General features: G+C 67.9%; 31 protein-coding genes and 3 pseudogenes. 17 read left to right on the plus strand and 17 right to left on the minus strand.

The window, feature by feature from the left end; genetic code table 11:
* Nucleotides 1-341: 341 nt before the first annotated feature.
* From ACTMTF_RS42265 to ACTMTF_RS42275, 3 genes are all read right to left on the minus strand, one after another.
* On the minus strand, nucleotides 342-833 hold the full coding sequence (locus tag ACTMTF_RS42265; protein ID WP_441115732.1) for an IS5 family transposase: 492 nt from the start codon (nucleotides 831-833) through the stop codon (nucleotides 342-344).
* A 68-nt stretch (nucleotides 834-901) separates the two neighbouring features.
* Nucleotides 902-1,342: an N-acetyltransferase family protein gene (locus tag ACTMTF_RS42270; RefSeq protein WP_441115733.1), complete on the minus strand. Its 441-nt coding sequence runs from the start codon at nucleotides 1,340-1,342 to the stop codon at nucleotides 902-904.
* A gap of 726 nt (nucleotides 1,343-2,068) precedes the next feature.
* Entirely contained in the window at nucleotides 2,069-2,410 is a 342-nt protein-coding gene (locus tag ACTMTF_RS42275; RefSeq protein WP_441115827.1) for a siderophore-interacting protein, read from the minus strand.
* A 20-nt stretch (nucleotides 2,411-2,430) separates the two neighbouring features.
* Between ACTMTF_RS42275 and ACTMTF_RS42280 the strand changes: the two genes are divergently transcribed.
* Together ACTMTF_RS42280 and ACTMTF_RS42285 are read left to right on the plus strand one after the other, a co-directional pair.
* Nucleotides 2,431-2,676, plus strand: coding sequence for a helix-turn-helix domain-containing protein (locus tag ACTMTF_RS42280; protein ID WP_441115734.1), 246 nt, complete (start codon nucleotides 2,431-2,433; stop codon nucleotides 2,674-2,676).
* Between the two features lie 183 nt (nucleotides 2,677-2,859).
* Nucleotides 2,860-4,032, plus strand: coding sequence for a 4-hydroxybenzoate 3-monooxygenase (locus tag ACTMTF_RS42285; RefSeq protein ID WP_441115735.1), 1,173 nt, complete (start codon nucleotides 2,860-2,862; stop codon nucleotides 4,030-4,032).
* Here the strand turns inward: ACTMTF_RS42285 and ACTMTF_RS42290 are convergent.
* From ACTMTF_RS42290 to ACTMTF_RS42300, 3 genes are all read right to left on the minus strand, one after another.
* The gene (locus tag ACTMTF_RS42290; protein WP_441115736.1) at nucleotides 4,029-4,334 is read right to left on the minus strand and encodes a Tn3 family transposase; all 306 of its coding nucleotides are present in this window, start codon (nucleotides 4,332-4,334) and stop codon (nucleotides 4,029-4,031) included. The two genes, ACTMTF_RS42285 and ACTMTF_RS42290, sit on opposite strands and share 4 nt — an antisense overlap.
* 389 nt (nucleotides 4,335-4,723) lie before the next feature.
* Entirely contained in the window at nucleotides 4,724-5,185 is a 462-nt protein-coding gene (locus ACTMTF_RS42295; RefSeq protein WP_441115737.1) for a hypothetical protein, read from the minus strand.
* Nucleotides 5,186-5,644: 459 nt separating this feature from the next.
* A complete protein-coding gene (locus ACTMTF_RS42300; RefSeq protein ID WP_441115738.1) occupies nucleotides 5,645-6,103 on the minus strand; it encodes a nitroreductase family deazaflavin-dependent oxidoreductase in 459 nt (152 codons plus the stop codon).
* A 97-nt stretch (nucleotides 6,104-6,200) separates the two neighbouring features.
* Between ACTMTF_RS42300 and ACTMTF_RS42305 the strand changes: the two genes are divergently transcribed.
* Nucleotides 6,201-6,830 (plus strand): TetR family transcriptional regulator, encoded by a 630-nt coding sequence (locus ACTMTF_RS42305; protein WP_441115739.1) that lies wholly within the window; start codon nucleotides 6,201-6,203, stop codon nucleotides 6,828-6,830.
* Between the two features lie 281 nt (nucleotides 6,831-7,111).
* Nucleotides 7,112-7,168, plus strand: a pseudogene (locus tag ACTMTF_RS42310) (hypothetical protein); the annotation flags it as partial.
* Nucleotides 7,169-7,306: 138 nt separating this feature from the next.
* On the opposite strand, the gene ACTMTF_RS42315 reads toward ACTMTF_RS42310, so the two are convergent.
* Nucleotides 7,307-7,921 carry a TetR/AcrR family transcriptional regulator gene (locus ACTMTF_RS42315; RefSeq protein WP_441115740.1) on the minus strand — a complete coding sequence of 205 codons (615 nt, stop codon included), beginning with the start codon at nucleotides 7,919-7,921 and terminating at the stop codon, nucleotides 7,307-7,309.
* A gap of 49 nt (nucleotides 7,922-7,970) precedes the next feature.
* Between ACTMTF_RS42315 and ACTMTF_RS42320 the strand changes: the two genes are divergently transcribed.
* Nucleotides 7,971-8,921 carry an NADP-dependent oxidoreductase gene (locus ACTMTF_RS42320; protein WP_441115741.1) on the plus strand — a complete coding sequence of 317 codons (951 nt, stop codon included), beginning with the start codon at nucleotides 7,971-7,973 and terminating at the stop codon, nucleotides 8,919-8,921.
* A gap of 405 nt (nucleotides 8,922-9,326) precedes the next feature.
* On the plus strand, nucleotides 9,327-9,899 hold the full coding sequence (locus ACTMTF_RS42325; RefSeq protein WP_441115742.1) for a hypothetical protein: 573 nt from the start codon (nucleotides 9,327-9,329) through the stop codon (nucleotides 9,897-9,899).
* Here the strand turns inward: ACTMTF_RS42325 and ACTMTF_RS42330 are convergent.
* The 3 genes and pseudogenes from ACTMTF_RS42330 to ACTMTF_RS42340 all read right to left on the minus strand — a co-directional run.
* Nucleotides 9,821-10,627 carry a recombinase family protein gene (locus ACTMTF_RS42330; protein ID WP_441115743.1) on the minus strand — a complete coding sequence of 269 codons (807 nt, stop codon included), beginning with the start codon at nucleotides 10,625-10,627 and terminating at the stop codon, nucleotides 9,821-9,823. The two genes, ACTMTF_RS42325 and ACTMTF_RS42330, sit on opposite strands and share 79 nt — an antisense overlap.
* Before the next feature lie 74 nt (nucleotides 10,628-10,701).
* Nucleotides 10,702-11,169: a hypothetical protein gene (locus ACTMTF_RS42335; protein WP_441115831.1), complete on the minus strand. Its 468-nt coding sequence runs from the start codon at nucleotides 11,167-11,169 to the stop codon at nucleotides 10,702-10,704.
* A gap of 147 nt (nucleotides 11,170-11,316) precedes the next feature.
* Nucleotides 11,317-11,526: pseudogene (locus ACTMTF_RS42340) on the minus strand (helix-turn-helix domain-containing protein); the annotation flags it as partial.
* 148 nt (nucleotides 11,527-11,674) lie between these two features.
* Here ACTMTF_RS42340 and ACTMTF_RS42345 point away from each other — a divergent pair.
* From ACTMTF_RS42345 to ACTMTF_RS42360, 4 genes are all read left to right on the plus strand, one after another.
* Complete coding sequence (locus ACTMTF_RS42345) at nucleotides 11,675-11,941, plus strand: hypothetical protein (protein ID WP_441115744.1); 267 nt, start codon at nucleotides 11,675-11,677, stop codon at nucleotides 11,939-11,941.
* A 268-nt stretch (nucleotides 11,942-12,209) separates the two neighbouring features.
* Entirely contained in the window at nucleotides 12,210-12,359 is a 150-nt protein-coding gene (locus ACTMTF_RS42350; protein WP_441115745.1) for a hypothetical protein, read from the plus strand.
* Nucleotides 12,360-13,073: 714 nt separating this feature from the next.
* The gene (locus ACTMTF_RS42355; RefSeq protein ID WP_441115746.1) at nucleotides 13,074-13,799 is read left to right on the plus strand and encodes a hypothetical protein; all 726 of its coding nucleotides are present in this window, start codon (nucleotides 13,074-13,076) and stop codon (nucleotides 13,797-13,799) included.
* Nucleotides 13,800-13,991: 192 nt separating this feature from the next.
* Nucleotides 13,992-14,447 carry a GNAT family N-acetyltransferase gene (locus ACTMTF_RS42360; protein ID WP_441115828.1) on the plus strand — a complete coding sequence of 152 codons (456 nt, stop codon included), beginning with the start codon at nucleotides 13,992-13,994 and terminating at the stop codon, nucleotides 14,445-14,447.
* Nucleotides 14,448-14,480: 33 nt separating this feature from the next.
* Here the strand turns inward: ACTMTF_RS42360 and ACTMTF_RS42365 are convergent, their stop codons facing one another.
* Both ACTMTF_RS42365 and ACTMTF_RS42370 read right to left on the minus strand, forming a co-directional pair.
* A complete protein-coding gene (locus ACTMTF_RS42365) occupies nucleotides 14,481-14,840 on the minus strand; it encodes a hypothetical protein (protein ID WP_441115747.1) in 360 nt (119 codons plus the stop codon).
* Nucleotides 14,837-15,474: pseudogene (locus ACTMTF_RS42370) on the minus strand (transposase); the annotation flags it as partial. The gene ACTMTF_RS42365 and the pseudogene ACTMTF_RS42370, both read right to left, overlap by 4 nt.
* A gap of 308 nt (nucleotides 15,475-15,782) precedes the next feature.
* On the opposite strand from ACTMTF_RS42370, the gene ACTMTF_RS42375 reads away from it, so the two are divergent.
* Together ACTMTF_RS42375 and ACTMTF_RS42380 are read left to right on the plus strand one after the other, a co-directional pair.
* Nucleotides 15,783-16,679 carry an aminoglycoside phosphotransferase family protein gene (locus ACTMTF_RS42375; RefSeq protein ID WP_441115748.1) on the plus strand — a complete coding sequence of 299 codons (897 nt, stop codon included), beginning with the start codon at nucleotides 15,783-15,785 and terminating at the stop codon, nucleotides 16,677-16,679.
* An 87-nt stretch (nucleotides 16,680-16,766) separates the two neighbouring features.
* The gene (locus ACTMTF_RS42380) at nucleotides 16,767-17,021 is read left to right on the plus strand and encodes a hypothetical protein (RefSeq protein WP_441115749.1); all 255 of its coding nucleotides are present in this window, start codon (nucleotides 16,767-16,769) and stop codon (nucleotides 17,019-17,021) included.
* Nucleotides 17,022-17,243: 222 nt separating this feature from the next.
* On the opposite strand, the gene ACTMTF_RS42385 is transcribed toward ACTMTF_RS42380, so the two are convergent.
* A complete protein-coding gene (locus tag ACTMTF_RS42385; RefSeq protein ID WP_441115750.1) occupies nucleotides 17,244-20,330 on the minus strand; it encodes a BTAD domain-containing putative transcriptional regulator in 3,087 nt (1,028 codons plus the stop codon).
* Nucleotides 20,331-20,402: 72 nt separating this feature from the next.
* On the opposite strand from ACTMTF_RS42385, the gene ACTMTF_RS42390 reads away from it, so the two are divergent.
* Genes ACTMTF_RS42390 through ACTMTF_RS42405 form a run of 4 tightly spaced genes read left to right on the plus strand, consistent with a single transcriptional unit; the run spans nucleotide 20,403 to nucleotide 22,821 of the window.
* On the plus strand, nucleotides 20,403-20,993 hold the full coding sequence (locus ACTMTF_RS42390; RefSeq protein ID WP_441115751.1) for an NADPH-dependent FMN reductase: 591 nt from the start codon (nucleotides 20,403-20,405) through the stop codon (nucleotides 20,991-20,993).
* On the plus strand, nucleotides 20,990-21,535 hold the full coding sequence (locus ACTMTF_RS42395; RefSeq protein WP_393173907.1) for a dihydrofolate reductase family protein: 546 nt from the start codon (nucleotides 20,990-20,992) through the stop codon (nucleotides 21,533-21,535). Before ACTMTF_RS42390 ends, ACTMTF_RS42395 begins: the two co-directional genes overlap by 4 nt.
* Before the next feature lie 32 nt (nucleotides 21,536-21,567).
* On the plus strand, nucleotides 21,568-21,693 hold the full coding sequence (locus ACTMTF_RS42400; protein ID WP_441115752.1) for a hypothetical protein: 126 nt from the start codon (nucleotides 21,568-21,570) through the stop codon (nucleotides 21,691-21,693).
* A 51-nt stretch (nucleotides 21,694-21,744) separates the two neighbouring features.
* A complete protein-coding gene (locus ACTMTF_RS42405; protein ID WP_441115753.1) occupies nucleotides 21,745-22,821 on the plus strand; it encodes a ferritin-like domain-containing protein in 1,077 nt (358 codons plus the stop codon).
* A gap of 267 nt (nucleotides 22,822-23,088) precedes the next feature.
* On the opposite strand, the gene ACTMTF_RS42410 is transcribed toward ACTMTF_RS42405, so the two are convergent.
* Nucleotides 23,089-23,238: a hypothetical protein gene (locus tag ACTMTF_RS42410; RefSeq protein ID WP_441115754.1), complete on the minus strand. Its 150-nt coding sequence runs from the start codon at nucleotides 23,236-23,238 to the stop codon at nucleotides 23,089-23,091.
* A 171-nt stretch (nucleotides 23,239-23,409) separates the two neighbouring features.
* Between ACTMTF_RS42410 and ACTMTF_RS42415 the strand changes: the two genes are divergently transcribed.
* Nucleotides 23,410-23,673 carry a hypothetical protein gene (locus tag ACTMTF_RS42415; protein ID WP_441115832.1) on the plus strand — a complete coding sequence of 88 codons (264 nt, stop codon included), beginning with the start codon at nucleotides 23,410-23,412 and terminating at the stop codon, nucleotides 23,671-23,673.
* Between the two features lie 23 nt (nucleotides 23,674-23,696).
* Here ACTMTF_RS42415 and ACTMTF_RS42420 read toward each other — a convergent pair whose 3' ends face one another.
* The 3 genes from ACTMTF_RS42420 to ACTMTF_RS42430 form a co-directional block, all read right to left on the minus strand.
* Nucleotides 23,697-23,846 (minus strand): hypothetical protein, encoded by a 150-nt coding sequence (locus ACTMTF_RS42420; protein WP_441115833.1) that lies wholly within the window; start codon nucleotides 23,844-23,846, stop codon nucleotides 23,697-23,699.
* Nucleotides 23,847-24,151: 305 nt separating this feature from the next.
* Nucleotides 24,152-25,210, minus strand: coding sequence for a hypothetical protein (locus tag ACTMTF_RS42425; RefSeq protein ID WP_441115755.1), 1,059 nt, complete (start codon nucleotides 25,208-25,210; stop codon nucleotides 24,152-24,154).
* Complete coding sequence (locus ACTMTF_RS42430) at nucleotides 25,210-26,181, minus strand: polyprenyl synthetase family protein (protein ID WP_441115756.1); 972 nt, start codon at nucleotides 26,179-26,181, stop codon at nucleotides 25,210-25,212. Before ACTMTF_RS42430 ends, ACTMTF_RS42425 begins: the two co-directional genes overlap by 1 nt.
* Between the last annotated feature and the right edge of the window lie 13 nt (nucleotides 26,182-26,194).

Genomic DNA, 26,194 nt, shown 5'->3' on the forward strand with positions numbered 1-26,194 from the left:
CCGTCCTTGGTCGTATGGCTGACGGGGTTCAGGAAATCGTGTTCGCCGCCTACTGTCTGTGTCGAAATCCTCATGGCCCCAAGAATTCGAGCCCTGCTCGGGGCTGGGTTCAGGTCTGGACGTAGAACGAACATGGTGGTGTTGAACTCATCGTCGCAGTGGATGGTGACGTTCAGCACGCCGCGGCCTGGGCTCTGGCCGTCGGCTTCGGGTATGACGGGATGACAACCAGTGGAGTGCTCGCATGTTGAGGACGAAGGACAACGGACGGCATCGCCGGTCGGCCGACAGGTGCACCTTGCTGGTCAGCCCGTCCCGCGAACGGCCCAGCTTGGCCGCCTTCAGCCGGAACCGGTGGCGACGGCGTATCCGTCGTCGCCCGTCCCCGTCGCCATGCCCGTCGTCGCCGGGGTCGCCGCCGCAGGCGTTTTGCCCCTTTGGCGTAGCCCCTTTTCCCGTTCGACGGCCTCGTGCAGCGCTGCGGACAGCTCACCGTCCAACACCATCCCGGCGGCGTGGTGGTGAGCGCGGGCGGTGGTGGAGTCCACGCTGACCAGGTCGAGGCCGGCCTGCCCACGAGCCGCAGCTTCGGCGATCATCGCCTGCATCAGCTGCTCGAACACGCCGTTCAGCGCCCAGGAGCGGAATCGGTCGTAGACGGTGGACCAGGGCCCGTACTCGATCGGCAGGTCCCGCCACGGGCTGCCCGTACGAAACCGCCACATCACCGCGTTGAACTGCCGCCGAAGATCCGGGATCGGGCCCCGCTCACCCAGCGGCAAGTGAGGCTCGATCAAGGACCACTCCTCATCGGTGAGGTCTCCACGCGCCATGTCGATGGCCTACCAGGATCGCCGACCACGTCGCAGGCGATCCCATTGATCTCAACTCCGTACAGGCTCTAGTTCAGCGGGTAGTCGTAACGGATGAACCCGTGGAAGCGCGCCACCCTGTCGTACAGGATGCGGGCGCTGGTGTTCTCCTGTTTGGTGGTCCAGTACAGGCGGGAAGCGTCTCGCTCCCGCGCCGCTTGGGCCACCCGCTCGATCAGTGCCCGCGCCGCCCCCTGGCCGCGTGCCGCCTCCTCGACGAACAGGTCCTGCAGGTAGCAGGCGTCCGTTGCCCAGAAGGTGGGGTGGAACAGGTAGTGTGCGATGCCGACTAGCTTCCCGTCCAACCGCGCGCCGATGCCGTACAGCTCGGCGCCGTGCAGCAGCAGCCGTTGCCAGGTCTCTTCGTACCCCTCGTCGGGCACCGTAGTCTCGTAGAACGTCTTGTAGCCACGCGCCAGCGCTTCCCAGGCGACGCGGTCCTCGGGGCGCAACGGACCGATATCAATCACGGTCAGTCATCCTCGCACGTGCCGTTCCGGGTCACGCGGCGGCATGGAAGATGCAAAGTCGGTCTGAACAACCCGAGCCACCGCCGTTCGGATCTACTTGGCGAGCCGCAGTTCGACGCACCGGGCCCCGTCACCTTCGGCCAGAACGGACAGTGCCGGGAGGCGATCGGGCGTGGCGTGGGTGACGGTACTCGGTCCTTCTCAGGCGCAGAGCGACTACCAGCTGAACGAGGGTGCCGGCTGCGATTCGTCGTCCCGGTCAGGACGATCATCGTGGATGCGCAGGGCGAGACGGTTGCGGTGCAGGACGTCGAGCACGTCAGGACGTGTCCGGTGTCGCGCACCAGGCGGAACATCTCGGAGATGGGCACGGCGTCGCCCGGCCGCGCGTACGCGGGCAGCTCGCCGAACTTTGGCAGCTCCAGCGGGTGAAGGCGGCTGGAGACCCCGGCCTGCTCCTCGAAGAACCAGGTTCTCGATCCCGGCCTCGTCCAGGACGAGGTTCTGACGGTCGGTCGACACCCGCTTGTAGACCAGGTTGGCCATGCCGCTCCCCGTGGCGGTGGTCGCATTCGGCCCCAACTGTCAGCAAACCCTGTCATCACCTCCATCGGAGCTGATCGGATCGGCGCCTCCGTCGCGCCCCGGGAAGTCCGGGTTCAGCGGCACCTGTCGTCATTCGTTCGTTCGGCGGCAAGTAGGCGCCCGACTGCCGTCGCATGGCGGTCACACGCCGGCTCTGCCGTGGCTGAAGTAGCCGCGGAAGCAGACATCGGACTTGAGGATGTGACGTTCACTGACGAGGTGGCGGCGAAGGCGGGTAGCCAATGAGGACTCGCCTGCTACCCAGGTGTAGAAGCGGCCGGCGGGGAGTTGGGCCTGCTTCACCGCCTGGAGGGCGAGGGCCCCGGGCCTGGCGCCGGGGTCGCGTCGAGGCAGCCAGTGGATTGTGGTGCCCGGGGGCGCGATGACATCGCTGCGGATGTCCTCGCGGGCCGGGACCTCCAGGAACACCTCGGCAGGCAGCGCGGAGGCAGAGCGTTCCAGGATGGCGAGGGTCGCCGGCAGCCCCGGCCGAGCTGGGCCGGATGATAGGGGCGAGCGAGCGCACCCTGAGCCGACTGTTCCACATGGAACTGAGCATGAGTTTCCGCCGCTGGCGCATCACCCTGCGTATCCACCACGCCCTGGCTCACCTCACCGACGGCATGTCCGTCACCGAGACGGCGGTGGCGTGCTGCTGGTCCAGCCCCTCCAGCTTCATCGATGCCTTCACCGAAGTCATCGGTCAGACGCCCGGCCGCTACCAGGCGGATCTGCGCAACGGTCGGTAGTGGCGGTTCACCGCCACAGGCCAGCCACCCATCCCGCAAGGTTGGCGGCTTTCCGGTATCGGCTGTCCAGGTACCGGTGGTTCGCAAGCCTTTAGAAGTCCCACAGTGGGAGCCATGCGCCGCATCACCCGGGAGCCACCGGCGTGATCGGTCACCGCTTTGAGCACGGAGGCTCGCACACACATGACTGAGACACGCGAAAACACGACCGTCGTCATCGTCGGGGCCGGCGTCGCCGGCCTGACGCTCGGCAACTTCCTGCTGCGCAACGGCGTCGACTGCATCGTGCTGGAAAAGCACCCCCGTGCCTATGTCGAGCAGCGTCAGCGGGCCGGGACCATCGACACCTTCGGGGTGCGCATGTTCCGCGAGTGGGGCCTCGAAGAAGTGCTGGCCGGTGATCCCATCCCGCACAGTCAGGGCGGCTTCTACATCGACGGCGAAGCGATGCCGATCGACGTGGACGACGACGACAACGAGAGCCTCTACTGCCCTCAGCAGGTCCTGGTCCGCAACCTCACGGACGTTTTCCTGCGGGCCGGCGGAGACCTCCGCTACGAAGCCGCCGACGTGGCCTTGGAGGACATCACCGGTGAGCGCCCCCTTGTCCGCTACCGGAACGCCGGCGGCACGGCCAAGGTCATCGACTGCGACTTGATCGCCGGCTGCGACGGCTTCCGCGGCGTGAGCCGGCGCACCATCCCCGCCTCCGCGCTGACCGAGTACTCCCACGCGTACGGATACTCCTGGCTCAGTGTCCTGGCTGCGGTGCCGACCAACCCGTCCAGCATGGCGATCCACTCACTCGGCCTCGCCGGCATGATCCCCCGCGGCCCGCACGCCAGCCGCATCTACCTCCAGTGCGCGGTCGACGACACCCCCGAGCAGTGGCCGGACGCTCGCATCTGGAACGAACTGGAAGCCCGCTTCGGCACCCCCGTGTCAGCCGGCGAGATCCTCGACAAGCGGATCGTGCCGCTGCGCAGCGTGGTGTTCGACCCGATGAGCTACGGCAGGCTCTACCTGCTCGGAGATGCCGCCCACATCGTCCCGCCCATGAGCGCCAAGGGCATCCACCTGGCCCTCCATGACACCGAGATCTTCGCCCGCGCCGTTATCCGCCAGGTCAAGGAGGGTGACCGACGCCTCCTCGACAGCTACTCCGAGACCTGCCTGCCCCACATCTGGAACTACCAGGCATTCGCCACCTGGATCACCGACACCATGCACAACGCCGGCTTCACCGGCTACGAAGGAGAATTTCGCAAGCAGATCGCCCGCGCCGAACTCCAGCGCCAGTTCACCTCGGACGCGGCGAACAAGCTTTTCAGCGAACTCACCACCGGAACCAACTAGCCCACGCTCCAGCAGTCGTACATCCCGTCCCGGTACGCCTGGTGGATGGTGCCGCCGCGACCGAATATCCGCAGCAGGTCGTAGGCGCGGACCTGGTTGGTGACCAGGGAGTCCGCGACCCGGAGCATGTCCGGCCACCACGTCTCGATCTTCTTCAGGTTCGCCCGGTTGCGGGTGAGCGGCTCCAGCACGCCGTACGTCGCCGTCTCCACGCCGGGCATCGTCGCCCGCCAGAACCGCTGGTCGTCCAGGTCCTTGAACCGGGGGCTGAAGTTGTAGCCCAGGATGCGGACCCGGGACAACTTCCGGACAATCCGGATCCTCCACCTCTACCCTCTTCGAGGCCGCAGCGCCTGGGATCGCGCGATCGTGGCCACAACGGTGCTGGCCGGGGACCGGGCGGAGGAGTGCGCCTGCCTAGTACCGCATCAGGCCACGTTCGCCTCTCGTGATGTGAAGCGCCGCCCGGGTGATCGCTCAGGCGACCGCAGGCCGCCAAGCCGGGTTCTTGGGACTATCCGGCCGGAATTGAACGATAAGCCTCCGCCGCAGGTCAGGCAGGGTATTTACTGCGGCGGTCGCGGCGGCGACTCGGCTGCACGAAAGGTACCCGCGGCCCGATAACTCCGAAAGCTCTCGGCCATCTCGCCGAAACTGACAACCATTGGCTACCCGACTGCCACGCCTCAGATCAGGGGTAGAGCGTGTAGGTCTTGGTGTTGTTGCACACGATCGTGCCCGGGAGGCAGCGCTTGGCCCTGATCGTGATCCGGTCGAGGTTGGTGCGGGTCGTGGACCATTTGAAACTCTTGTGGCCCTTTTTCCGGCCGGCCTCCTTGTACCCACCGTAAATTTCGTTGCCGTTGCTCTTCTTGAAGGAGACCTCCACCACGGTCGTCCAGGCGTCGCTCTTGGTGTCCGTCACGCTGCCGCGCGCCTCGCCGTAGCCGTTGCTGCAGAGCTTCAGGACGTAGCTGACGAAGCCGTCCTTGGTGTTCAGCTTGCTCCACTTGTCCTTGCAGCCGGCCGAAGAGACGCCCGAGGAGGCGGTGGTGGTGGCGGCTGTGGCGGTCGTGGCCGGCGTCAGTACGGCGAAGGCCGCAGAGACCCCGACAACAGTGGCGAGCATCTTCGAGGGGGAGAGCTTCCGCATGAAATTCGATCCTTGTCCGTCAGTTGAACGAGAATTTCGCGGTGCTCCGCCTGTGATCAGAGCACCGCGAAGAATGCTAAACACCGGCGGTATAGCGGTGGTATGTCCACAGCAAGTCGTGGGTCGAACCCCCGCCCTGGTGGAGCGGCTCGATCTGCTGCTGGAAGGCGGCCGGCCGATGCTGCGCGCCGTTAGGGCGTCGACCCGGCGGCCGGAGACGCTGGAGGCCGCCATTCATGACCGGCTGCCTCAGCGTGCACTGCTGGAATCCCGCCGCGTGTTCACCACGGCGATGGACGGGCTCCTTCTCGGCTGGCTCTCACCGACCGCAATGACGAGGTGGCCGAAGCTCCCCTCGCCCACTTCGCGGACTGCTTCATCACCCACACCAGGCCACGAGCGACGCATTGGCGCCGCGTCCGGCGGCACGGTCCACACCGTGCCGCCGGATGACCATGATCACGCAGGGGCGGGCTCGAGCACGACCACCGGGATCTGCCGTTCGGTGTAGGTCGCGTAGGCCGCGTACGGCTCGTACATCGCCACCAGTCGCCCCCACAACGCCGCCCGCTCGTCGCCTTCGGCGAGGCGTGGACAGACCCGGCGGCGTTCGCCACCGGGCAGTTCGACCACGGTGGTCGCCATCGCCATCAGGTTGTGGAACCACGCCGGGTGGGCGTCTACGCCGCCCTTCGACGCGACGATGACCAGCCGGGGTGTGTCGTCGAGATAGAGCACCGGGTTGGTCCGGGCCTGTCCGGACTTGCGGCCGACATGGTTGAGCAGCAGCACGGGCGGACCCAGGAAGGTGCCTCCCAGCTTGCCGCGCGTCGCGCGGAACAAGAACTTGTGCAGGCGTGCCATCTGACGCTGGAGTTTCCAGTAAAGGGAGGTGGGTGGAGGAGGAGGCTTCGGCATTCGCATCATGCTGACAGGAACTGGCATGTGCCGTCAACTGAAAAAAGGCAGAGCGTGACACTTGGCGTGCGATGTCGAGAAGGCGTAGGCTGGCGCCGTGGACAAGCCAGGGCTGCGTGAGCGGAAGAAGCAGCGGACACGCGAGGCGCTGACCGACGCCGCCTACTCGATGTTCTGCGCCAACGGCTTCGACGCCACCACCGTCGACCAGATCGCCGAGGCGGTCGAGGTCTCGCCGCGGACCTTCTTCCGGTACTTCACCTCGAAGGAGGACGTCGCGCTCTCGCTCGCGGACGAGCAGATCACGACGATGCTGGAGGGATTCGCCGCACAACCGGCCGACCTGCCGGTGCTGACCGCGATGCGGCGCGCCGCGGTCGAGGTCGTACGGGCCTACGAGAGCGAGACGACCGACTCGGACCGGGTCCGCTACCTGCGCATGCAGGACCTGATCTCGGCCAGCCCGGCCCTGATGGCCGCGTGCGTCGAGCGGGCCGCTGCCCGGCTCGACGAGGTCGCGCGGCTGATCGGCGTCCGGATGGGCGTCGACGTGGCCGCTGATCCGCGGCCGTATCTGGTGGCTTCGGTGGTGCTGTGCGCGGTGCCGACGGCGGTCAACGCGTGGCGCGCCACCGGCCGGGACGCGCCGGACTCCGAGCTGATCGGGCAGGCGTTCGACCTGCTGTCCGCCGGCCTTGACCATTCGGCCGTCCCCGGCCTTGCCTGATCGGCCGCCGAGGCGGGCGGCGAGCATCCACTGCAGGTCGTTGACGGGGAACATCGCCGTTCCCTGTTCGGCGTGGCCCGGTTCGCGCTCTACCTGATCGCAAGGAGTCCGCCCTCAGGGCGTACGGGTCCGCGCTGCTCGGCCCCCGTCTACTGAGCCGCCTCGGCCTGCCCGCCGCAGAACGCCTCGTTGACCAGCTCCTGCGTCGCCATCTGGAGCGTGCCTCCGCCACCGAGACATTCATCGCTCACCGGAACTCGCTGTTCACCGTCGCCTACGAGATGTTCGGTTCGGCCGCTGACGCCGAGGACGCCCTGCAGGAGACCTGGCTGCGGTGGGCGGACGTCGAGCTGGGCGCGGTGCGAGATCGGCGTGCCTACCTGGTTCGGATCACGACCGCCAGGCGCCGGCCCGGCTGCGTGCCCTCGGCCGTTGGGCAGGGGCGGCAGGAACACCGGGAGGCCGCCGCCGAGGCGCTACCGAAGGGTCGGCAGCAGCCGGACCGCCGGTGGAAGCGGTGCGGGGACGGGGTCGGCACGGAACGACTGGATCATCAGGGCTGCGAAACGGCGCGACGCCGCCGCTCGCTGCTCGGTTGACTCGGCGCGGATGCCCTCGTTCGCCATCATCGCCAAGATGAAGTCCTCCAGGACGAAGTCCGCCCGCAGGCTTCCCGTCTCCTTCGCACGCCGGATGAGGTGGAGCAGCAGCCGGATCGTACGGTCGCGGTCTGCGGTGAAGTACGGCAGTCGTGAGGTGAAGGCGCTGGACAGACCCCGGTCGAGGGCGTGCACCTCCATCAGCCTCTCAATCACCAAGCAGAACCCGCGCCACGGGTCGGCCTCCGCCAGCCCCTCCTCGACGACCGCCGAGCACAGGGCCATCGGCTCGGCGATGACCTCGCTGAGCAGCGCTTCCTTGGTAGGGAAGTGCCGATAGACGGTGGCCGCGCCGACCTGCGCCCGCCGGGCGATCTCCCTGATCGGCACATCGAGGCCCTCGGCGGCGAAGGCCGCGCGGGCGACCGCGAGGATGCGCGCGCGGTTGTCGCGGGCGTCCGAGCGCAGTTTCTGACTCACTTCGGCCGTCACCGCTCTCACTTTAATCAAACGGGCGGGGTGTTCCGTTACGTTGCGGCGCATGAGAGCTGTTCAGTTTTCCGAGTATGGCCCGGCCGGCGTGGTGCATGTCGCCGAGGTCGAGGAGCCGCATGCAGGGCCGGGGACGATCCGCATCGCCGTACGGGCGTCCGGATTGTCGGCGGGAGAGACGTACATCCGCTCCGGGAAGATGCGTGATGTGGTGCCCGTGACGTTCCCGTACCGGACCGGGTTCGACGCCGCGGGCGTGGTGGACGAGGTCGGCGACGGCGTCACGGGTGTCGGGGTCGGCGACGAGGTGTTCGGCATGACCGCGACGACCGAGCGCGGCGCGAACGCCGATCACGCGGTCCTGGTCGACTGGGCGCCGAAGCCGGCCGCGTGGAGCTGGGAGGAGGCCGGTGGTGCCGCGGGCAGCGTCGAGACGGCCACCCGGGTGCTCGACCGGCTCGCGGTCGGCGCCGGACACACCGTGCTGGTGCAGGGCGCGGCCGGCGGGGTGGGCACGGTCGCCGTGCAGCTCGCGATCGCCCGTGGCGCCACCGTCATCGGTACGGCCGGGGAGCACAACCACGACTTCCTGCGCTCGCTCGGCGGGCAGCCGACGACGTACGGGGCGGGCCTGGTCGAACGGGTCCGCGCGCTGGCACCGGACGGGGTGGACGCGGTGTTCGACTGCGCAGGAGGTGCGCTGCCCGACCTGATCGCCATCGCCGGGGATCCGGCACGCGTGGTGACGATCGCTCCCGACTTCACCGCGGCGGCCCTCGGCGTGCACCTGTCGCACGGCGCGCCGACCGGCGACAGGGCGACGGCCGTTGGAGCCGCCGACCCGCTGGCGGTGCACGGCCTCGGCATCGCGGTCGAGCTCGCCGAGCAGGGCCGGCTGCGGGTGCCGGTCGCGGCGGCGTTCCCGCTCACCGAGGCCGCCACCGCGCACGAGCTGAGCGAGAGCCGGCACGCCCGCGGGAAGATCGTGCTGGTGAACTGACCAGCCCCACCAACCCGTCCCCTGACCAGATGGAACGGCCACGACCTTAGTTTCGCGTCGCCTGAGGCCCTACGAAGGGGCACACGCTTTATGGTTTCGCCGGGCAATCCAGCGACGACGCAGCGGATAACCTAGCCTTCGTGAAACGTCGCCCCCTCGCTCGCTGGACATCAGTGTCGACGATGGACGCATCATTGAGGCAGGCATCGACATAGGGTCTGGCGCCCGCATGGGACGACCGGAGTTGCGTGACGAGATTGGGCGGCGCCTCTTCGAGAGCTGCCCTATCTGCGGCGGGCTTCCGGAGAAGGACGAGCATGTGCCCCCCAAGAGTATTGGGGGGTCATCATGACGCGAACCTGTCGTGGCTGTAATCAAACTTTCGGGGGTCGTGTAGAAGGCGGAGTGAAAGACTGGTTCTACGGCGCGATCAGCGAGGTCGAATTAGCTTCTGAAAACATGCGAGGCTCTCGAAGAGTCGGCAAGATGCAGATCATGCCGGCGCGCGGTGGAGGCTTCCTGACCATGGGGGGAGGAAGCGAAGACGACTTCCGGGCCATGCTGCTGAGCATGCAGGTGGTCGTCAGAGGCCGAGGTCCCGATCCCAACATACTCCGCCTTGCCTTGTTGAAGCATGTTTACCTGGCGCAGTGTCTATGGTCCGGAATCCCGCAAGGAGCCCTGGCGGATCACATTCGAGAAAGCATCATGGCGGCGCGGGACGCCTCACAGCGCGACCCCATGCCAGTAAGCCCGGTAGCGCTTGGGCTCACCGTTGTTCGTTTCTACGCAGATGAACGCCTGTCAGCGTCCCCGCTCGTGGCTGCACGTATCGAACTTCCGGACGGACCAATGGATGGGGTCATCATGCTAGGCCGCTTCTTTGTGTCCTGGCCTGCCTATCCTCCGGCGGACATCCAACAATACGTTCTCGAAGTGGGGGACCCGATCACCGGGACCATCGTTCGGAAAGACTGACACGCGAGTGAGGCATCGGGCGTGCAGGCGAGACGAGGATAGGAATCGCTAAACTCCGTGATCATCCGGCGACGGCCGCGGATGTCGCGGCGGCCTCGTCGTGATCGCGCAGCATGCGCCAGGACGGTGGCCGGAGAGGGGTGCCGCCCCTTCTTGGCGCCTTTGGTGATGACGAGGCGGGCGGCGATGTCGCGCAGGCTGAGGTTCTGCTGGCGCAGGTGCAGGACCTTGGACAGCATGGCGTCGTCGGTGACGGCGGCGCCGCCGATGGACTTGCCGCGGGCGCGGGCGGATTCGTGTCCTCCCAGGGTGCGGTCGCGGATGTATTCGCGTTCCATTCCGGACAGCGCGGCCAGGTCGAGGCCGCGGCCGAGCCGCTTGTGCTCATGCACCACGAGCGCGACCGCGACCCCGGCCGAGCGGAGCTCGCGGGCCAGGGTGACGGCCTTGTCGAGTTCGGGACGGGTGGTGGCGCGGGTGGAGATCTTCTCGGAAAAGATGCGGGTGACGGCGGCGGCCTTGACGGAGTCGAGCTGGGTGCCCAGGGATTGGCGGACGGTGGAGGCGCGGGCGTAGCCGATCCGCACGTCCCCCGCGGGTTCGGCGCCAGTCGCGGCGGGGCGGGGCAGCTCAATCCAGAGTGTGCCCGGCTTGCGGACGGCCGGGGCGGCGCAGGAGGTCATCGGGCAGGCATGGGCCTCCACGCGGAGGTAGCCGTCGTCGCGCACCCGGAAGTTTTTTCATGGGAGCGTTTCAGATGGCTACTTGTTCGCACTGACCTATGAAACAGCGAACGGGATCGTCATGTGCGCTGAGAGGAGGCCGCGAGTTTGCGGGAGACTGACCAGAGTTGTTCGAAGTGGCCGACCGAGCAGCGGACGAACTCGGGTTCATCGATCCGGAACCCGTTCAGTTGCTGCGCTGGCCCGGACGTAAAGGCGAGCAGGACCACCGAGTCGTCGAAGACGGCCATGTTGACGGCATCTATACCGAGCGGCCAATCCACGACGCGGATCTCATGACGCGGATAGGCCGATGTCTCTTGCACGAACCGCTGCGCCCACCCCTCCATCTCCGCGTTCGGAGTACACACGATCCGCCGCACCGAGCGAGGTCCGGGCAGCGCTGACCACCGGACGACGGCTTCGAAGTAAGCGGAGGCGACCTGCGCGGTTTCCCCGTCGGTGAAACCAAGGAAGTACTCCGGTGGCCGATGCCGGATAAAGGTTGTCATGATCCGAAACCGGGCACGGCTCACCTCGGTGAGCATGACTCGATAGAACTCCCGGCCAGACAAGTGCCAGGGCGACCCTGGCGTGCCAACGCCGACCGGGCGTTCGGTGGCAGGTTCCGCGCCGAGCGCCCGGTCGGTCACGGCCCAGCGGTGCTTCCATGTCCGCATGTCACCCCCGCAAGCGAGCACGAGCGCCTCCGTCTGCTCCCACGAGGGAAAACGATGACCGTTGAGGATTGCCGACACAGTCGCGTGACTGCAGTGCATCGCGCTTGCGAGCACTCGCTGTTTCGGCCGTCCTGCTTGCCGATGAAGGTCCCTCAATTCCAGGGCGAAGCATTCCAGTGGGAGGTCGGGATCAAGGCTGCGCGGACGCGATGGCATGTCAGCCATTGTCCGTCGAGGTCCATGACATCAGCCACCGTTCCTCCACGATCGACGTCGTTCGGCCACATGACCTCTTTTTTCGAGAACGGACGAGCGAACTCCGACGGCGACTACATCTCTATCCAGGAGGTAGAGCCTCACGGAGGGAACCGGTATGAAAGACACGCGAAACGAAACCGTCCAGCGGGTGGATCACCATCCTGATCTGGCACGTGGTATGCGGACGGACCTGGAGATCGCCGTGATCGTCCTCACCATTACTGGCTCTACCCTCACGGCCTGCGTACTGGCCGCGACCACCTTGCTTGCTTCCTATGTGCTCAGGACTCTTGGCGCAGGATTTCTGGACAGGCACCGCGCTCGTTCCGCCCAGCGGAAAGTTCTCCGGGACGGTCTGCAAGACCCTGACCTCAGCAGCTGAAATAAGAGGCAGCATGGAGTCGGACGCCCATCCGGCTGCGTACATGCTCAGCCTGCAGGCCGCTCTCTCCCCCTGGCACAACACCCTGTGCGCAGGACTTCGCACATCCGTGCAGGCGACTTCGGAATCTGACAGTCATCCCGAAACCTCGCTAGTGGACCTCAAATTTCGGGACCCTTGCCGGGACGCTGGGGAGTGAACGTCTCCCCCGCGGCCGCCTCGCCGGGCGCGTTCGCGGCGGCCAGCCGTACCGGGACGTGGGCTGTCCTTGCCGTTCGCGACGCCGCAGGTGGCCGCGGTCATCTCGCGGGAGCTGGTCACCTGGCTACGTGACCCGGCGCGCGGCGTTGAGCTGCGCAGCGCCTGGCTGACACCGCTGCTGATGACGCTCATCATCGCCTTCACCGGCTGGAGCTGAGCGCTGCCCCTGGTAGGTCTAGCGGCAGCCGTGTTCGGCGCGATGGTCGCGATCAACACCTATGCCCTGGACGGCACAGCCCTGTGGCAGCTCCTCACCACACCGGGCGCCCTCAAGGCCACGTGCATGGGCGGATGGCGGCGTGGGCGCTGCTGTTCGGCGCCACCCGCGCCATCGACGCGATCGACCGCACTATTCCGCAAGGCTAGCTCTTCGGCCTGGTCGGTCCCAACAGGGCGGGCAAGACCTCCTCGCTGTCGATGGCGGTGGGACTGCTGCATCCGGAGGCGGGTCGTCCATGGCGTCGACGTGCTGGTGCTGCTGACCAACCAGAGCCGCGAGCCGCAGGCCAACCTGGCGTTGTCAGGCATCCCGCCCCACCTGGAGCGCGTCTTGACGATCACCGACCTGCGCACAGCGTTCCAGGTGGCACCCTCTGTCGAGGAGGCCATCCAGACGGTGATTCCACCACCACCGCCACGGTCGGCGCCTGCCGCCCAGCCCGTGCCACCACCGTGCTGGCTTGTTTTCCCACCGTATGACCCCGATCGTCGGTGGTCTGCTCAGGCCGCAGTGAGGTCGAGCCGGGTGTCCATGTCCAGGCGGAACCGGCCGTAGGAATTCACTCATGTGCGCCCAGAACAGCGGGCTGAGCGCGCGCCGGTTATAGGAGATCCAGGCCGTGTCGGCAGCAGCGTGGGTACATACTCACGTATGGCAGAGACCTCTCCTCCCAGTTGGGATTCCACCCCTCTGGCCGTTGCTGAATTCACCGCCCTACGTGCCGAGATCGTGCATTTAACAGGTCTGCAGTCGCAGATCATCACGCTGACAGTTGTAGCCTTCGGCGCCGTACTGCCGGTGGGTTTTCAGGCGAAGAACGCAGCAATCATCCTGATTTACCCGCTACTGTCGCTGGTCTTGGGCGTCGTATGGCTGTACAAGGCCCACCTGATCGCCCGCATCGCAACCTACCTGCGTACCGGCGTGGAAGACCGCGTCGGACGGCACAATCTCGGCTGGGAACACTTCGTCCAGCAAAACCCGCTACCACGGGGACGATTTGCCTACTGGGGGCTCCGCTCGGTATTCCCGATGACCTCTATCCTGGCGATCGTAACCAGCATCGCCGTGGCAACCCCATCGATCGCGCTTTTCGTCCTGTACGGTCTGGCCTGCGTGGTGACTATCACCAGCGTTATGGTCTTCATTCTGTGGAGGGAACCCGCTCCAGAGCTGAAAGCCTGGCGGTCTCGCGGCGGTAAGGCCGTGCCTGCCCCTTCGGGCTCTCCAGTAGTTCGCGTCCCGGACGCGGAACAAGTAGATCACCGACCCGCTGCGGGAACCCGCGTTGATTTCCGGGCTACGCCCGCAGATCAACGCCGCCAAGAGTCGGCTCCTGATCCCGAACGCGGCCCTGGCCTGCGGTACCCGGTCTAGAGGGCTCAAACGGACAGCCGCCGCCCTCATATCTCACTCAGCGCTACCTTGCCCCGTAGGACACGGACCCGCGTACGGGCCCTTCAAGCGAGAGCCCTCGAAGCGGTCACGTTTCCGCAGGTCTGTGACCTTCAGAGCTTCACGGCGCCGAATTCTCAGCGGTAACGCCGAAGCCGTGGGGCGTTCATCGAGCTGCTGGCGTCGCCAGAGGTGCACACCTACCTCGGCGGCCCCCGCCCGCGTGACGAGCTTGAGCGCGAGATGTCCGGGGTGCCCGAGCGGTGGCCCGGGAGTCTCGTCGTTGATCTCGACGGGGCGATGATCGGCCAGATCCTGCTCAGGAGAGCAACGGGGCACCGTCGCCCGGCTGCCGTGGGGAAGGCCGATCTCGGTTACCTGTTTCTGCCGCGAGCATGGGGATTGGGGTACGCCGCCGAGGCGTGCGCGGCGGCACTCGGCTGGTTCGACGGCGTCCTTCCCGGCGAGCCGGTGGTGCTCACCACCCAGACCGCCAACCTCGGCTCGATGCGCCTCGCGGCAAAGCTGGGGTTCACCGAGGTAGAGCGGTTTCAGGCCTGGGACGCCGAACAGTGGCTCGGCCTGCGGTCCCCGGTCGCGCCGTCCACTCGGGCTCGGCCGTTCCTTTGAGCAATGGTCAATGCCTGTGGGTCGGGCGGGTGGTCAGGCTCGGTAGCGGGGATATCCGCCGTGGTCGGGAAGTTCGTCTTCGTAGTCGCAGGCAGCGACTGCGTCATGACCGGCCTGCCAGGCGTGGGTGAGGATCTTGGACACGGCCTCGATGACCTGGTGGCTGGGAGCGTTCCCTCTTTCGATCTCCATCTTGATCGGCCAGGTGGGGAAGTCGGCCCCATGGTGAGTGCAGTTGTCATTGCGCCGGATCTCGATCTCTATGGTGCCGACGCGCAGCAGGCGGCCATCACGTATCGCGCCGATGGCACGGGCGGTCAGCTCAATCGCAGCCTCTTGGCTTGCGCCGCGTAGGTAGAGCCCGCAGTAGTCGTAGCGGTCGGGGCTGGTCATGCGGTGTCTTTCCCCGCGTGACGTTCCGGCAGAACACCGCGTTCGAAGCGGGCGCCCGCACGGACGAGGGCGACCAGGTGAGGGGCATTCAGGGCACGCCATCGGGCCTGGGCGGACTCGATCAACTTGAAGGCCATCGCCAGGCCGGCAGCGCGTGAGCCCGACCCTTTGGTGACCTTGGTGCGGTGCCGGACAGTGGCGAAGGTGGACTCGATCGGGTTGGTGGTGCACAGATGCACCCAGTGCTCGGCGGGATAGTCGTAGAAGGCGAGCACCTCGTCGAGGTCGTCGACCACCTTGGCGACCGCCTTGATTCGGTGGACTCGCGGTAGCCGTCGGTGAGCGCGACGAGCTCTTTGCGGCGGTCGGCGCGCACCCCGATCATCACCAGCAGGCACAGCTTGTGCTCCTCCAGCCGGATGTAGACGTGGATGCCGGCCACCCACAGATAGACGTAGTCGACGCCGGACAGGTCACGGGCGGCAAAAGCACCCTACTCGCCCTTCCACTGCTCGGTGAGCCGAGTGATTACCGCCGCCGACAGGCCCGCCGTCGAGCCGAGGAACTGGCCCAGCGCGGGGACGAAGTCCCCACTGGATAGCCCGTGCAGGTAGAGCTGCGCGGTGGCTGCGTTCTGGACGACGTCGGAAGAGCTTCACGAAATCCTTTTACCCACTGAGATTTGGAGCGCTTCTCAGCGGATAATGCTAGTTATCCGCTGAGAATTCGAGGGCGTTCAGCTAGCCGGATTTCCCCGAATACTCTGATTCGGTTCTTCAGTCCGCGTGCGTAGCCGCTTGTATAAGCTCCTCCGGGCTATGGTGCCGTTCCGTCCCGACGCCTCTGATCTGAGGCTCTCATCGGTGATGTCAGAGGAAGGGCAGCGAGATGTTCCGGAGAGCGAGAGCCGCTCCGCCTGCCGCCCCAGTACTGTGACTCCGCATGACCGACACTGAGATCGAGATCACCGCGGACCTGGTCCGCGACTTGCTGCAGGAGCAACATCCAGACCTTGCAGGGCTGGCCATCCGCGAGGTGGTGGGCGGTTGGGGTAACCAAATGTGGCGCCTCGGGGACGAGTTGGCCGTGCGCATGCAGCGCATGGACCCCACTCCGGAGCTCCAGCTCAAGGAGCGGCGGTGGCTACCCGTGCTGGCCCCGCGCCTGCCGCTCCCGGTACCGACCCCGGTGCGGTTCGGCGAACCGTCCGAGCGTTTCCCCAAGCACTGGACCGTGATGACGTGGGTTCCCGGCGAGCCGCTGGACCACGGCTCGATCAGCCGCGGCACCCACGCGGCCGACACGCTGGCGGGTTTCCTCCGGGCGCTCCATGTGGAGGCGCCCGCTGAGGCGCCGATCGCTACGGATCGCGGTGCCCATCCCAGGAACTGCACGGACGGCTTCGAGAACTTCTTCCAGGCCGTTGCCCCCGACGACATCGCTGCCGACGTCCGGGACGTCTGGGACGACGCGGTCGCGGCCCAGGTGTGGGAGGGCCCGCCGGTGTGGGTGCACGGCGACCTCCATCCCGCGAACGTCGTCGTCTCGGACGGAACGCTCTCGGGCATCGTCGACTTCGGTGACATGTTCGCCGGCGATCCGGCGTGGGACCTCGCCGCCGCCTGGGTGCTGCTACCCGGGGGCACGGCCTCACGGTTCTTCGACATGTACGCGCATGCAGACGAGGCGGCGATCCGGCGCGCCCGCGGGCTGGCCGCTATGAAGAGCCTCTTCTTGATGCTCATGGGGCAGAACGGAGATCGGGGCCTTCCCGGCGGCAAGCCGCACTGGGGACCTGCAGGCCGGGCGGCACTTGATCGTGTTCTGAAGGGCGTTTGACGCACACTTCTTGGCATTGTTCTCGATCTTGGTTGGAAGGCGCCCATGACAGCTCCAGGGCCGGTTCCTTCTGACGCCGTCGAGTCCATGAGGCGCGGATCGTGGCACTCGCCGCGCCGGGTCCTGCTCGTCAAGGTGGAGACGGAGTTCGATCGCGGACAGGCGGCCTTCACCAAGGCCGAGGCCCGGATGCGGGAGTTGGTGGCCGCCCGCCCGCAGGCCGAACGGATCGGCTGGAGCCTGATGCTGATCTGCGTGCGTGACCCGGACAGGATGACGCCTGTGAGCCGACGACTCCGGACGATCAGGCGACGTTCGCGGCTCTGCCGAACGCCAACGTGATCGTGCATCAGGCGAAAGACGCCGGGCGCACGTTCTTCCGCGCCCAGGCTTCCATCGGATTGTGGTGCGCGTGTGCGCGTCCGGAGCGACGCGCCAAGTCCAGCGGGAAAGGGTTGACCAACGGCCAGGATCCGGTATCGCGGTGCAGGTCGTAGAACCCGCGCAGCACCGTCTCACTGTGGGCGACGGGCCAGGATCTTCCGTACAAGGACCACGACGTGCTTATGTGATCGTCTCGTCCAGGGTCTGGTGGCGGCCGGCGGTGTATTCAGTGGTGAAGGTCTCTTCGCCCAGGATCTGGCGACAGATTGCGGCGATTCTGTCGGCGTCGGCACGTTCCGCCGGGGACTGCGGCAGGGCGGTGGCCTCGCGGGACGCAGCCGCCGCGCCGAGGAGCCGGGCGGCGTGGGCGTGGGCGCCCGCGAGGGCCACGGCCCCGGCCAGGCCCTCCGCGGCGGCGACCGCGCTGTGCGGGGCGTCGAGCTTGCGTGCCGCACTGTACGCCTCCAGGTGCAGGGCGCGGGCGGCCTCGGCGTCGCCGCGTTCCTCGGCGGTGAAGCCCAGTTCGACCAGGACCATCGAGAGGTACAGGGGCTCGGCGCCGCCTCCTGACTTCGCCCGCCGTACCAGATTGCCGAGGTGTTTCTCGGCGAGATCGAACTCGCCCTGCCTGCGGGCGGCGGAGCCGAGGCCGATCTCGGCGAGGATCTCGCCGCCCGCGTAGTCCTGTTCCGTGGCGAGGCGGAAGGCGCGCTCGCACAGCTTCCAGGCCTTCGCGTAGTCGCCCAGTTGCACGTGGGTCCAGCCGAGCCAGGCGAGTTGACCGCTGACCTCCGGCCACAGGCCCAGCTCCTCCGCCATGTGCACACTTTCCTCGTGCAGTCTGGCGGCGCGGTCGTTGTCGCCGGTCAGTTCTGCCAGGCCGCCCAGCCAGGCCGATGCCTGCAGTTGACCCCATCGGTCGCCGAGGTCGGCGAACAGCTCCGCGCTTCCGGTCGCTGCCCGCTCGAGTACGGTCAGGTTGCCGCGTACGTGCGCGAACTGGGCGCGAGTGCTCAGCGCCGCCGCCTCGCCCCACCGGTCACCCGCGGCGCGCAGGGCCTCCAGAGCCCTGTCGAGCAGGTCTTCAGCGGCTTCCATCTCGCCCAGGTTCACCAGCGCGAAGGCCAGGAACCATGCGGCCCTGGCCCGCTCCCCCAGCTCTCCGGCGAACACCTCCGCTGCCTGATCCCGGCGGGCCACCCACTCGGGACTCCCGCCCTTCAGAACGGAGATGCCCATAAGCCACGCCATCGCCACAGACCGCACCCCGCCACCCGCTGCGGTGAGGGCGGTTTCGAGTGAGCGACCGGCTTCGGTCAGGCGGCCGCGGAGGTACCAGTACCAGGTGAGGGCGTTGGCGAGACGGAGGGTCAGCTCCGGATGAGCGCCGTCCACGACGGCGCGGAGGTTGGCGGCCTCCGCGTCGAGCCGGCCGAGCCACTGGCGCTGGTCAGGGCCGTAGAGGTGGGGGGCGGCTCGTTCAGCGAGATCGGTGTAATAGGCATGGTGGCGGTGCCGTACCTCATTCAGGTCGCCTGCCTCTCGCATGCGTTCCACGCAGTAGGCGGCGACGGACTCCAGCAGGCGGAAGCGGTTTCCCACCCTGGCCACCAGCGACCTGTCGACGAGGCGGGCGAGCAGGTCGAGGACATCATCGGCGGCCACACCGTCGCCGGGGCACACGGCCTCGGCCGCCTCCAGGATGCACCCGTCGGCGTGTACGGCCAGGCGGCGCAGCACGAGCCGCTCCTGCTCGGTCAGCAGCTCCCAGCTCCAGTCGATCATGGCGGTCAGCGTCTTCTGGCGGGGAGGCGCACCCCGATGCCCGGTCGCCAGCAGCCGGAAGCGGTCATCCAGCCGGTCCACCAGGCCGTCCACGCCCAGCGCCCGCACCCTGGTGGCGGCCAGCTCCAGCGCCAGCGGGATCCCGTCCAGCCGCCTGCACAGCAACGAGACGGCGGGGGTGGTCGAGTCGTCGAGCCGGAAATCGCTGTGCGCGGCCGCCGCCCTGGCCGCGAACAACCGGACCGCGCTGTCCTGCTCCAGCGGCGGCACGTTCCACACCACCTCGCCGGCCAGCGCCAGCGGCTCCCTGCTCGTCGCCAGGATTCGGAGTTCCGGCGCGGCCCGCAGCAACGCCTCCGCCAGGTCCGCCACCTGGTCCACGACGTGCTCGCAGTTGTCCAGCACCAGCAGCACCCGCCGGTTGCGCAGCGCACGCGCCAGCCGGTCGCGTGCCGAGAGCGGCTCGCCGCCCGGGTCGCGGATCTCCATGACCGCCATCACGAGCTCGGCCACCTCGCCGGACCGGGGCATGGAGGCCAGCTCGACCAGCCAGACACCGTCGGCGTGGGCGGAGACCAGCCGGCCCGCCGTCTCCACGGCCAGCCGAGTCTTGCCCACCCCGCCGGACCCGCAGAGCGTCACCAGCCGATGCGCCCCGAGCTGTGCGGATACCGCGGCCAATGACTCGTCCCGTCCGATCAGCTCGGTGAGCGGAGCGGGCAGGTTGGTGGCGTGCCGTACCACTGGAGCGAGGTCAGGGTCCTGGGCGAGGATGGCCCGCTGTAACTCGGCCAGCTCGGGGCTGGGTTCCAGGCCGAGGTCCTCGCCGAGCCGTTCGCGTAGGTCGGCGTAGCTGTCCAGCGCCTCGCTCTGCCGTCCGGCCCGATACAGGGCCTTCAGGTGTACGGCACGCAGCCGCTCACGCAGCGGATGCCGCGCCACCAGGTCGGCCAGCTCCCCGGCGAGCAAGGCGTGTTCTCCCAGCCGCAGCCGGGCCTCGGCGTGCGCTTCCACGGCGGTCAGGCGCTGCTCCTCCAGCCGGGCGATCGCCGCCCTGGCGAACTCCTCGTCGGCGAAATCGGCGAACGCCGGACCCCGCCACAGGGCCAGCGCGTCGGCCAGCAGCGCGGCCCGCGTTCCCGGGTCTTTCGCCGCTTGGGCCTGCTTGGTGAGCTCGGTGAACCGGCGCGCGTCCACGGCGTCCGCCTCCACCTGCAGCAGGTAGCCCGCAGGCCGGTGCGCCACCAGGTTCCGATCGCCCAGCGCCTTGCGCAGCTGCGAGACCCTGACCTGCAGCGTGGCCGATGGGTTGGCGGGGGCGTCGTCTCCCCACAGGTCGTCGACCAGCCGGTCGGCCGACACCGGGCGGCCCTCGTGCAGGAGCAGGTCGGCCAGGAGCGCGCGGACCTTCAGCCCACGGATCGTGACGGGCGCGCCGTCCGCGTCCCACACCATCAGCGGGCCAAGCACCCCAAACCGCATGACCGTCACCCTATGCCGGAGCGGTAAGCGCGGTGGAAGGAAACGGTAAGGGCCGCCCGGCACAGTAGTCACATGGCAAGCGACGAACGGCTGCGGGTGGCGGTGATCATCGGTAGCACCAGAAGCGGCAGGTTCGGCCCGACGGTGGCCGAGTGGTTCGCCGCCCAGGCCCGCAGGCGAAGGGAGCTGGAGGTCGACGTCGTCGATCTGGCCGAGGCACGGCTGCCCGAGGTCCTCATCGACGAGGGCGAGGAGCTGCCCGCCGAGGTGCGGACGCTGGCTCCGCGACTGGCCGCGGCGGACGGCTTCGTGGTGGTGACCCCCGAGTACAACCACAGCTTCCCCGCACCGCTCAAGACCGCCATCGACTGGTACTACGCGGAGTGGCAGGCCAAACCGGTCGCCTTCGTGTCGTACGGCAGAGAGTCGGGCGGCCTGCACGCGGTCGCCCAGCTCCGTGAGATCTTCGCCGTGCTGCGGGCGGTGGCCGTCACCGAGGCGGTCAGCCTGCCCTGCTACTGGGACCTCTTCGACGCCGACGGCTCCTGGCCCAAACGGGGCGCGAGCTGCCATGCGGCGGCCGGAATCACGCTTGACCAGCTGTCATGGTGGGCCCGTACGCTGCGGACCGCCAGAAACGATCACCAATGGAGGCAACCATGAGGAAAGTCATCGCTTCGACCTACACCACGCTCGACGGCTACATCGACGAGCCGCAGAACTGGTCGTTCGACTACCGGACGGACGATGCCACCCAGTACGCCCTGGACCTGATGCGCAGGTCGGACGCCCTGCTGGCGGGGCGGGTCACCTACGAGGGATTCGCGTCGGTCTGGCCGACCAGGCCCAGCGACGAGTTCTCCGACCGGATCAACGGCATGCACCATTACGTGGTCAGCGACACCCTGGAGAAGGCCGACGTCTGGGGCACCTCCACCATCATCAGGGGCGAGAACCTCGTCGAGGAGGTCACCAAGCTCAAGCAGCAGCCGGGCGGCGACATCATCATCTACGGCAACGGGCAGCTGACCGACGCGATGTCGCAGGCCGGGCTGCTCGACGAGTACCACCTGTGGGTGCACCCCCTCATCCTCGGTGAGGGTGAGCCGCTGTTCAGGCGTGAGTCGAAGGCGAAGCTGAAGCTGCTGGAGAACAAGACGTTCAGCTCCGGCCTGGTCATCCTGGTCTACCAGCCCGAGCAGTAGACCAAAATGACCGCACGCACGACGGATCCTCGATGCCCAGCTGCCCGGCCACGAAGTCGATGACCACCGTCGGCACGTCCAGGGGATCCTCCAAGAACATCCCCACCCCCGCCGAGCGCGCCTTGTCACAGATCCGGGTGCTGTCCTGTCTCAGCTGATGCACGGCCGGACCGACCGGCCACCGTCCACCAGTGTGAGGCAGAACACCCATGACCTACACGGAGAACCGGCAAGGCGTCGCCGCCCGTGGGCCGGCGCGGATCGACACACTCGACAGCCTGCGTGAGCACCTGCAGTGGGCGATCGAGCTGGAGCACGCGACGCTGCCGCCGTACCTGTGCGCCCTGTACTCGCTGGACCCGGAGCGCAACCCGGACGCCGTGGAGGTGCTGGGCGGCGTATTCGTCGAGGAGATGCTGCACCTGGCGCTGGCCGCGAACCTGCTCAACGCGGTCGGCGGCCGCCCGCGGCTGGACACGCCGGGGATGGTGCCGCCGCACCCCCGGCCGCTGCCCCACAGCGACATCGAGTTGTCGCTGCTGCCGTTCGGCCCCGAAGCGCTGGAGATGTTCCTGCGGATCGAGCGGCCCGCGCCGCCCGGGGCACCGCCTGAGGGCGACGGCTACGAGACGATCGGCCAGTTCTACGACGCGATCGAGCAGAGCCTGCGTGACCTGTGCGAACGGCTCGGCGAGCAGGAGGTCTTCTGCGGTGACCCCGCCCGCCAGCTGAGCGGCGCGCATTTCCGGCACACCGCCGGAAACCTGTTCGCGGTCAAGGACCTGGAGTCGGCGCTCGGAGCGCTGGAGGAGATCGTCGAGCAGGGCGAGGGCACCGCCCGCGGCGAGGTCTGGGACGGCGACCAGGACATCTTCCACCCCGACCGGGATGAGGTCGCCCACTACTACCGCTTCCAGGAGCTCAAGCTCGGCCGGCGCTACCAGCGTGGCGACACCCCGCAGTCCGGCCCCACCGGCGAGCCGGTCACGGTGGACCTGGCCGCCGCCCGCCCGATGCGGCCCGACCCGCGCCTGTCCGACCACGCCCCCGGCGACCCGATCCGCACGGCGCAGGAGCAGTTCAATGCCACCTACTGCACGCTCCTGAACCAACTCGAACAGGCCTTCAACGGCGACCCGACGATGCTCGGCGTCGCCACCGGCACCATGTACGCGGTCAAGGCCCAGGCGGCCGCCCTGATGGAGCTGCCCGACGGGAACGGCACCGTGGCCGGCCCCACCTTCGAGTACGTACCGCCCGAGCAGCGCTCCGGCCTCGGTGGATAGGCCCCTCGCCACCGGTTACGATCAAGCACGGTCAGTATGGACACCGGAGTCGTGGATCTGCGGGCGGCGGGAGGCTGCCCGCAGGCGAGAGAGCCGAATGTCTCGTGGGGCGTGTGCTGGACGCCGTCGCCCTGCTGCCGAGCTACGTCATCGGCCAGATCCGTTCGACCCCCTGCTGAAGGAGGTCGACTTCACCGACGTCGAGCTGGCCCCTTGATCACCAGCTCGCAGGCCAGGCGAGGGGAAGCTAGGAGAGCTCCAGGGAACTCAACTCAGGAACTGTTGCTCACCCAGCTCCGCCACACCCACGCCACCGAACTCATCGAACAATGGCATCTCCATCGAAGCCGACGCCGTGCTCGGTCTGACGCCCGCATCCAGCGCTTCGGCGGCTACGCCACCGACGAGATCGCCCACGCGCCCGAGCCGTTGGACGCCCCCCACCACTGGTCAGGATCTTCGCGATCGACCTGATCCACGAGCTTGTTCATAGAAATCCGGGAGGCGGTGTCGGATCGGGGCGGTGGTGTTCGTAGCAGGGGTGAGGCCGCCCGCAAGGGGCGGCGTCAAGGCGAAGGAAACCCGATCATGAAGCTGACGACCATGACCCAGATCTCCGTCGATGGAGTGATGCAGAACAACGGCGCCCCGACGGACGACCACCCGACGGGGTTCGAGCGCGGCGGATGGGCCCGGGCGAAGGGCGACGACGGGACCAGGGCGTTCATCGCGCAGACCTACCAGCGCGCGGAGGCGTTCCTGTTCGACCGGCGCACCTACGAGTTGTTCGCCTGGGGATCAATCGACCAGATGCGCGCACATCCCATCGGCGTGGGATACAGAGCACCATGAGGAACACTCCGGCCAGCAAACGTTCAGAACCGGGTGTGGGCGCCGTTCTTCACGTTGATCGTCGTCTGGCCGATCATGGCGCAGCCGCCCATGCCGCCGAACAGGCTGGAGACGATTGTGGCGGTGAGCACCGCCAGAATCCACAGATACAGCTCGGCGGTCCCCGAAGGCACCCGCACACCCACCGGGTCGCCCGCCGTACCCCCGCCTCGTGAAGGTCCAGGGCTAGCAGCCTCACCTCGGCCCGCAACTCCCGGTAGCTCAGCACCCGCCGCCGGTCGTCAAGCGCGGGCTCGCCGGTATGACGCGAGGCGGTCGCGTCCAGCACGTCCAGCAGCGTACGAGGCTCACCTGGCATGGACGGGGGCGGCGGGCATCGAGTCGTCCGCCGCTGTCGTGGCCTCGGCCACCCCGATGCCAACGGCCCATCTTCGCCGACTATCCACGCTTTCCCGCACTTTCCGACCCTGCGGCCCGGTCAGGCGGCGGCGAGGGCGGGCACTGGGCGGCGGCGGAGCCAGTAGGCGAACACCGCGGCGCCCAGGAGGACGGCCCAGAGCGGGTAGGGGAAGAGGAGAAGTGCCGACAGCGTGTCCCGCTCGATAGCGTTGATCACCATTCCGGTCCCGGCCAGGAAGAACAACCCGGCCATGAGACCGCCGGCGATCACCGGGAATCCCACGGGAACCGGCCGGCCGCCGAGGATGGGGATCCAGCGCGGGAAGACCTCGCCCCACTTGCTGATGAGCCCGAGGGTGAGCACGGCGGCGATGAGCGCGGAGACGGCGATGACCGAACCCTGCAGGCGCATGGCCATGGTCAGGCTCCCCCCTTGCAGATCCTGGACGGGCCAGGGGGTCAGCCAGGTCAGCCGGTACAGGCCGTATGGGAGCGGACATAACGCGGCGGCGATCGTCACGATGCGACCCCACCGGGCAGCCGCCTCCGGCCTGGTCCAGCCCGCGTCGGAAGCCCATGCGCCAGACCGGCTGACGAACGGGCGGATGGCGATGACTAGCCACACGATGAACGCCGCGGCGTTGGCGATCGTCCACGCGATGCGCACGCCGTACGAGCTGAAGCTTGTGGTGAGACTGGTGACGTACGTCTGGATGACCTCGCCGGTGAGCAGACCCGCGGCGACGCCGGCCGCCGTGAGCGCCGCCGTCACCCCGAGCGCGATGAACCCGGCACGCTGACCGCGTACGCACATGATCACCAGGGACCCGGCCAGCGCGAGCGGCGCGCCCAGCCCGAACAGGTAGCCCATCGCGGAGATGATCCCGGCGTCGGACATCACCACCCCGAAAAACAGCACCTGCGCGGCCACTAGCCACCGGTTACGCAGCAGGACCGCGGCAACGCCGACCACCCCGGCGGCCACCATCATCATCCCGGCCACGCCATGCTCGAACAGGTGCGACAGCGAGACGGTGACCCGGTCACGGGCGCCGAACGGATACGACGCCGGCGACGTCCACCACCACACGCCGACGCCCGCCACAGCGATCGACAACAGGGCGGCCAGCGTGCGCATCAGATCGCCTTCCGCAGCGCCGGCCGGCGGGTCATCTCGGCCACCTGGTCGATGTAGGAGTGCGGCAGTCCGCGCAAAGACGCCGCGATGCCCGGCTCGCGGAAGGCGGGCAGGGCGGAGGCGGCCTGGTCGGCCAGGTCGCGGCAGTAGGCCAGGGTGTCCTCGACGATCTCGGCCCGATTGAGCCTGGCCAGGATCGCGGGCACGTCGCCGTCGAGCAGCTGCGGATTCTTGGCCCTGGTCCGCAGCACTGGCAGGGTGTAGACGCCCTGCTCCAGATCGTGACCGGTGGGCTTGCCCATCGAGCCGGCAGGCGCGGCCAGGTCCAGCAGATCGTCGAGGATCTGGAAGATCAGGCCAAACCGCTCGCCGTACGCGGCCATCCTCGCGCGGTCCTGCGCCTCGGCGCGGGCGCAGATCGCCGCGACGGTGCAACTGGCACGGAACAGCGCGGCCGTCTTGCCGGTGATCGACCTGAGCGCGGACTCCTGGGTGCGCTCGCGGTTGAACAGGTCGGCGGTCTCCAGGAACTGGCCCTCGGCCAGCTCCACCGTGGTGGCGGCGAGCACCTCGGCCACCGGCCTGGACACGGCGGTCAGCGCGGCCAGCCCCGCCCTGGCGAGCATGAAGTCGCCGATGACCAGCGCCTTGCTGTGGCCGAGATCGGCGTTGAGGGTGGGGATGCCGCGCCGCTGGGTGGCGCCGTCCATGAGGTCGTCGTGGACCAGCGACCCGGCGTGGATCAGTTCCACGCAGGCGGCGGCGGTGATGACCCTACGATCGGGCTTCTTGCCGAAGGCCAGCGCGGTGGCCAGGGTCAGCGCAGGACGCAGCCGCTTGCCGCCGGCGTGGATGACGCGTTCGGCTGCTTCGTTGATGGCCGGCAGCGCCGACGAGCCGCCCAGCCGAGTGATGGTGTTCTCGACCTTGCGCAACCCATCGGCGATCGCCGGGATGCTTTGCAGATCCATAATGACTACTTTC

It is taken from the genome of Nonomuraea sp. ZG12, from assembly GCF_052068115.1.
GTDB lineage: Bacteria > Actinomycetota > Actinomycetes > Streptosporangiales > Streptosporangiaceae > Nonomuraea.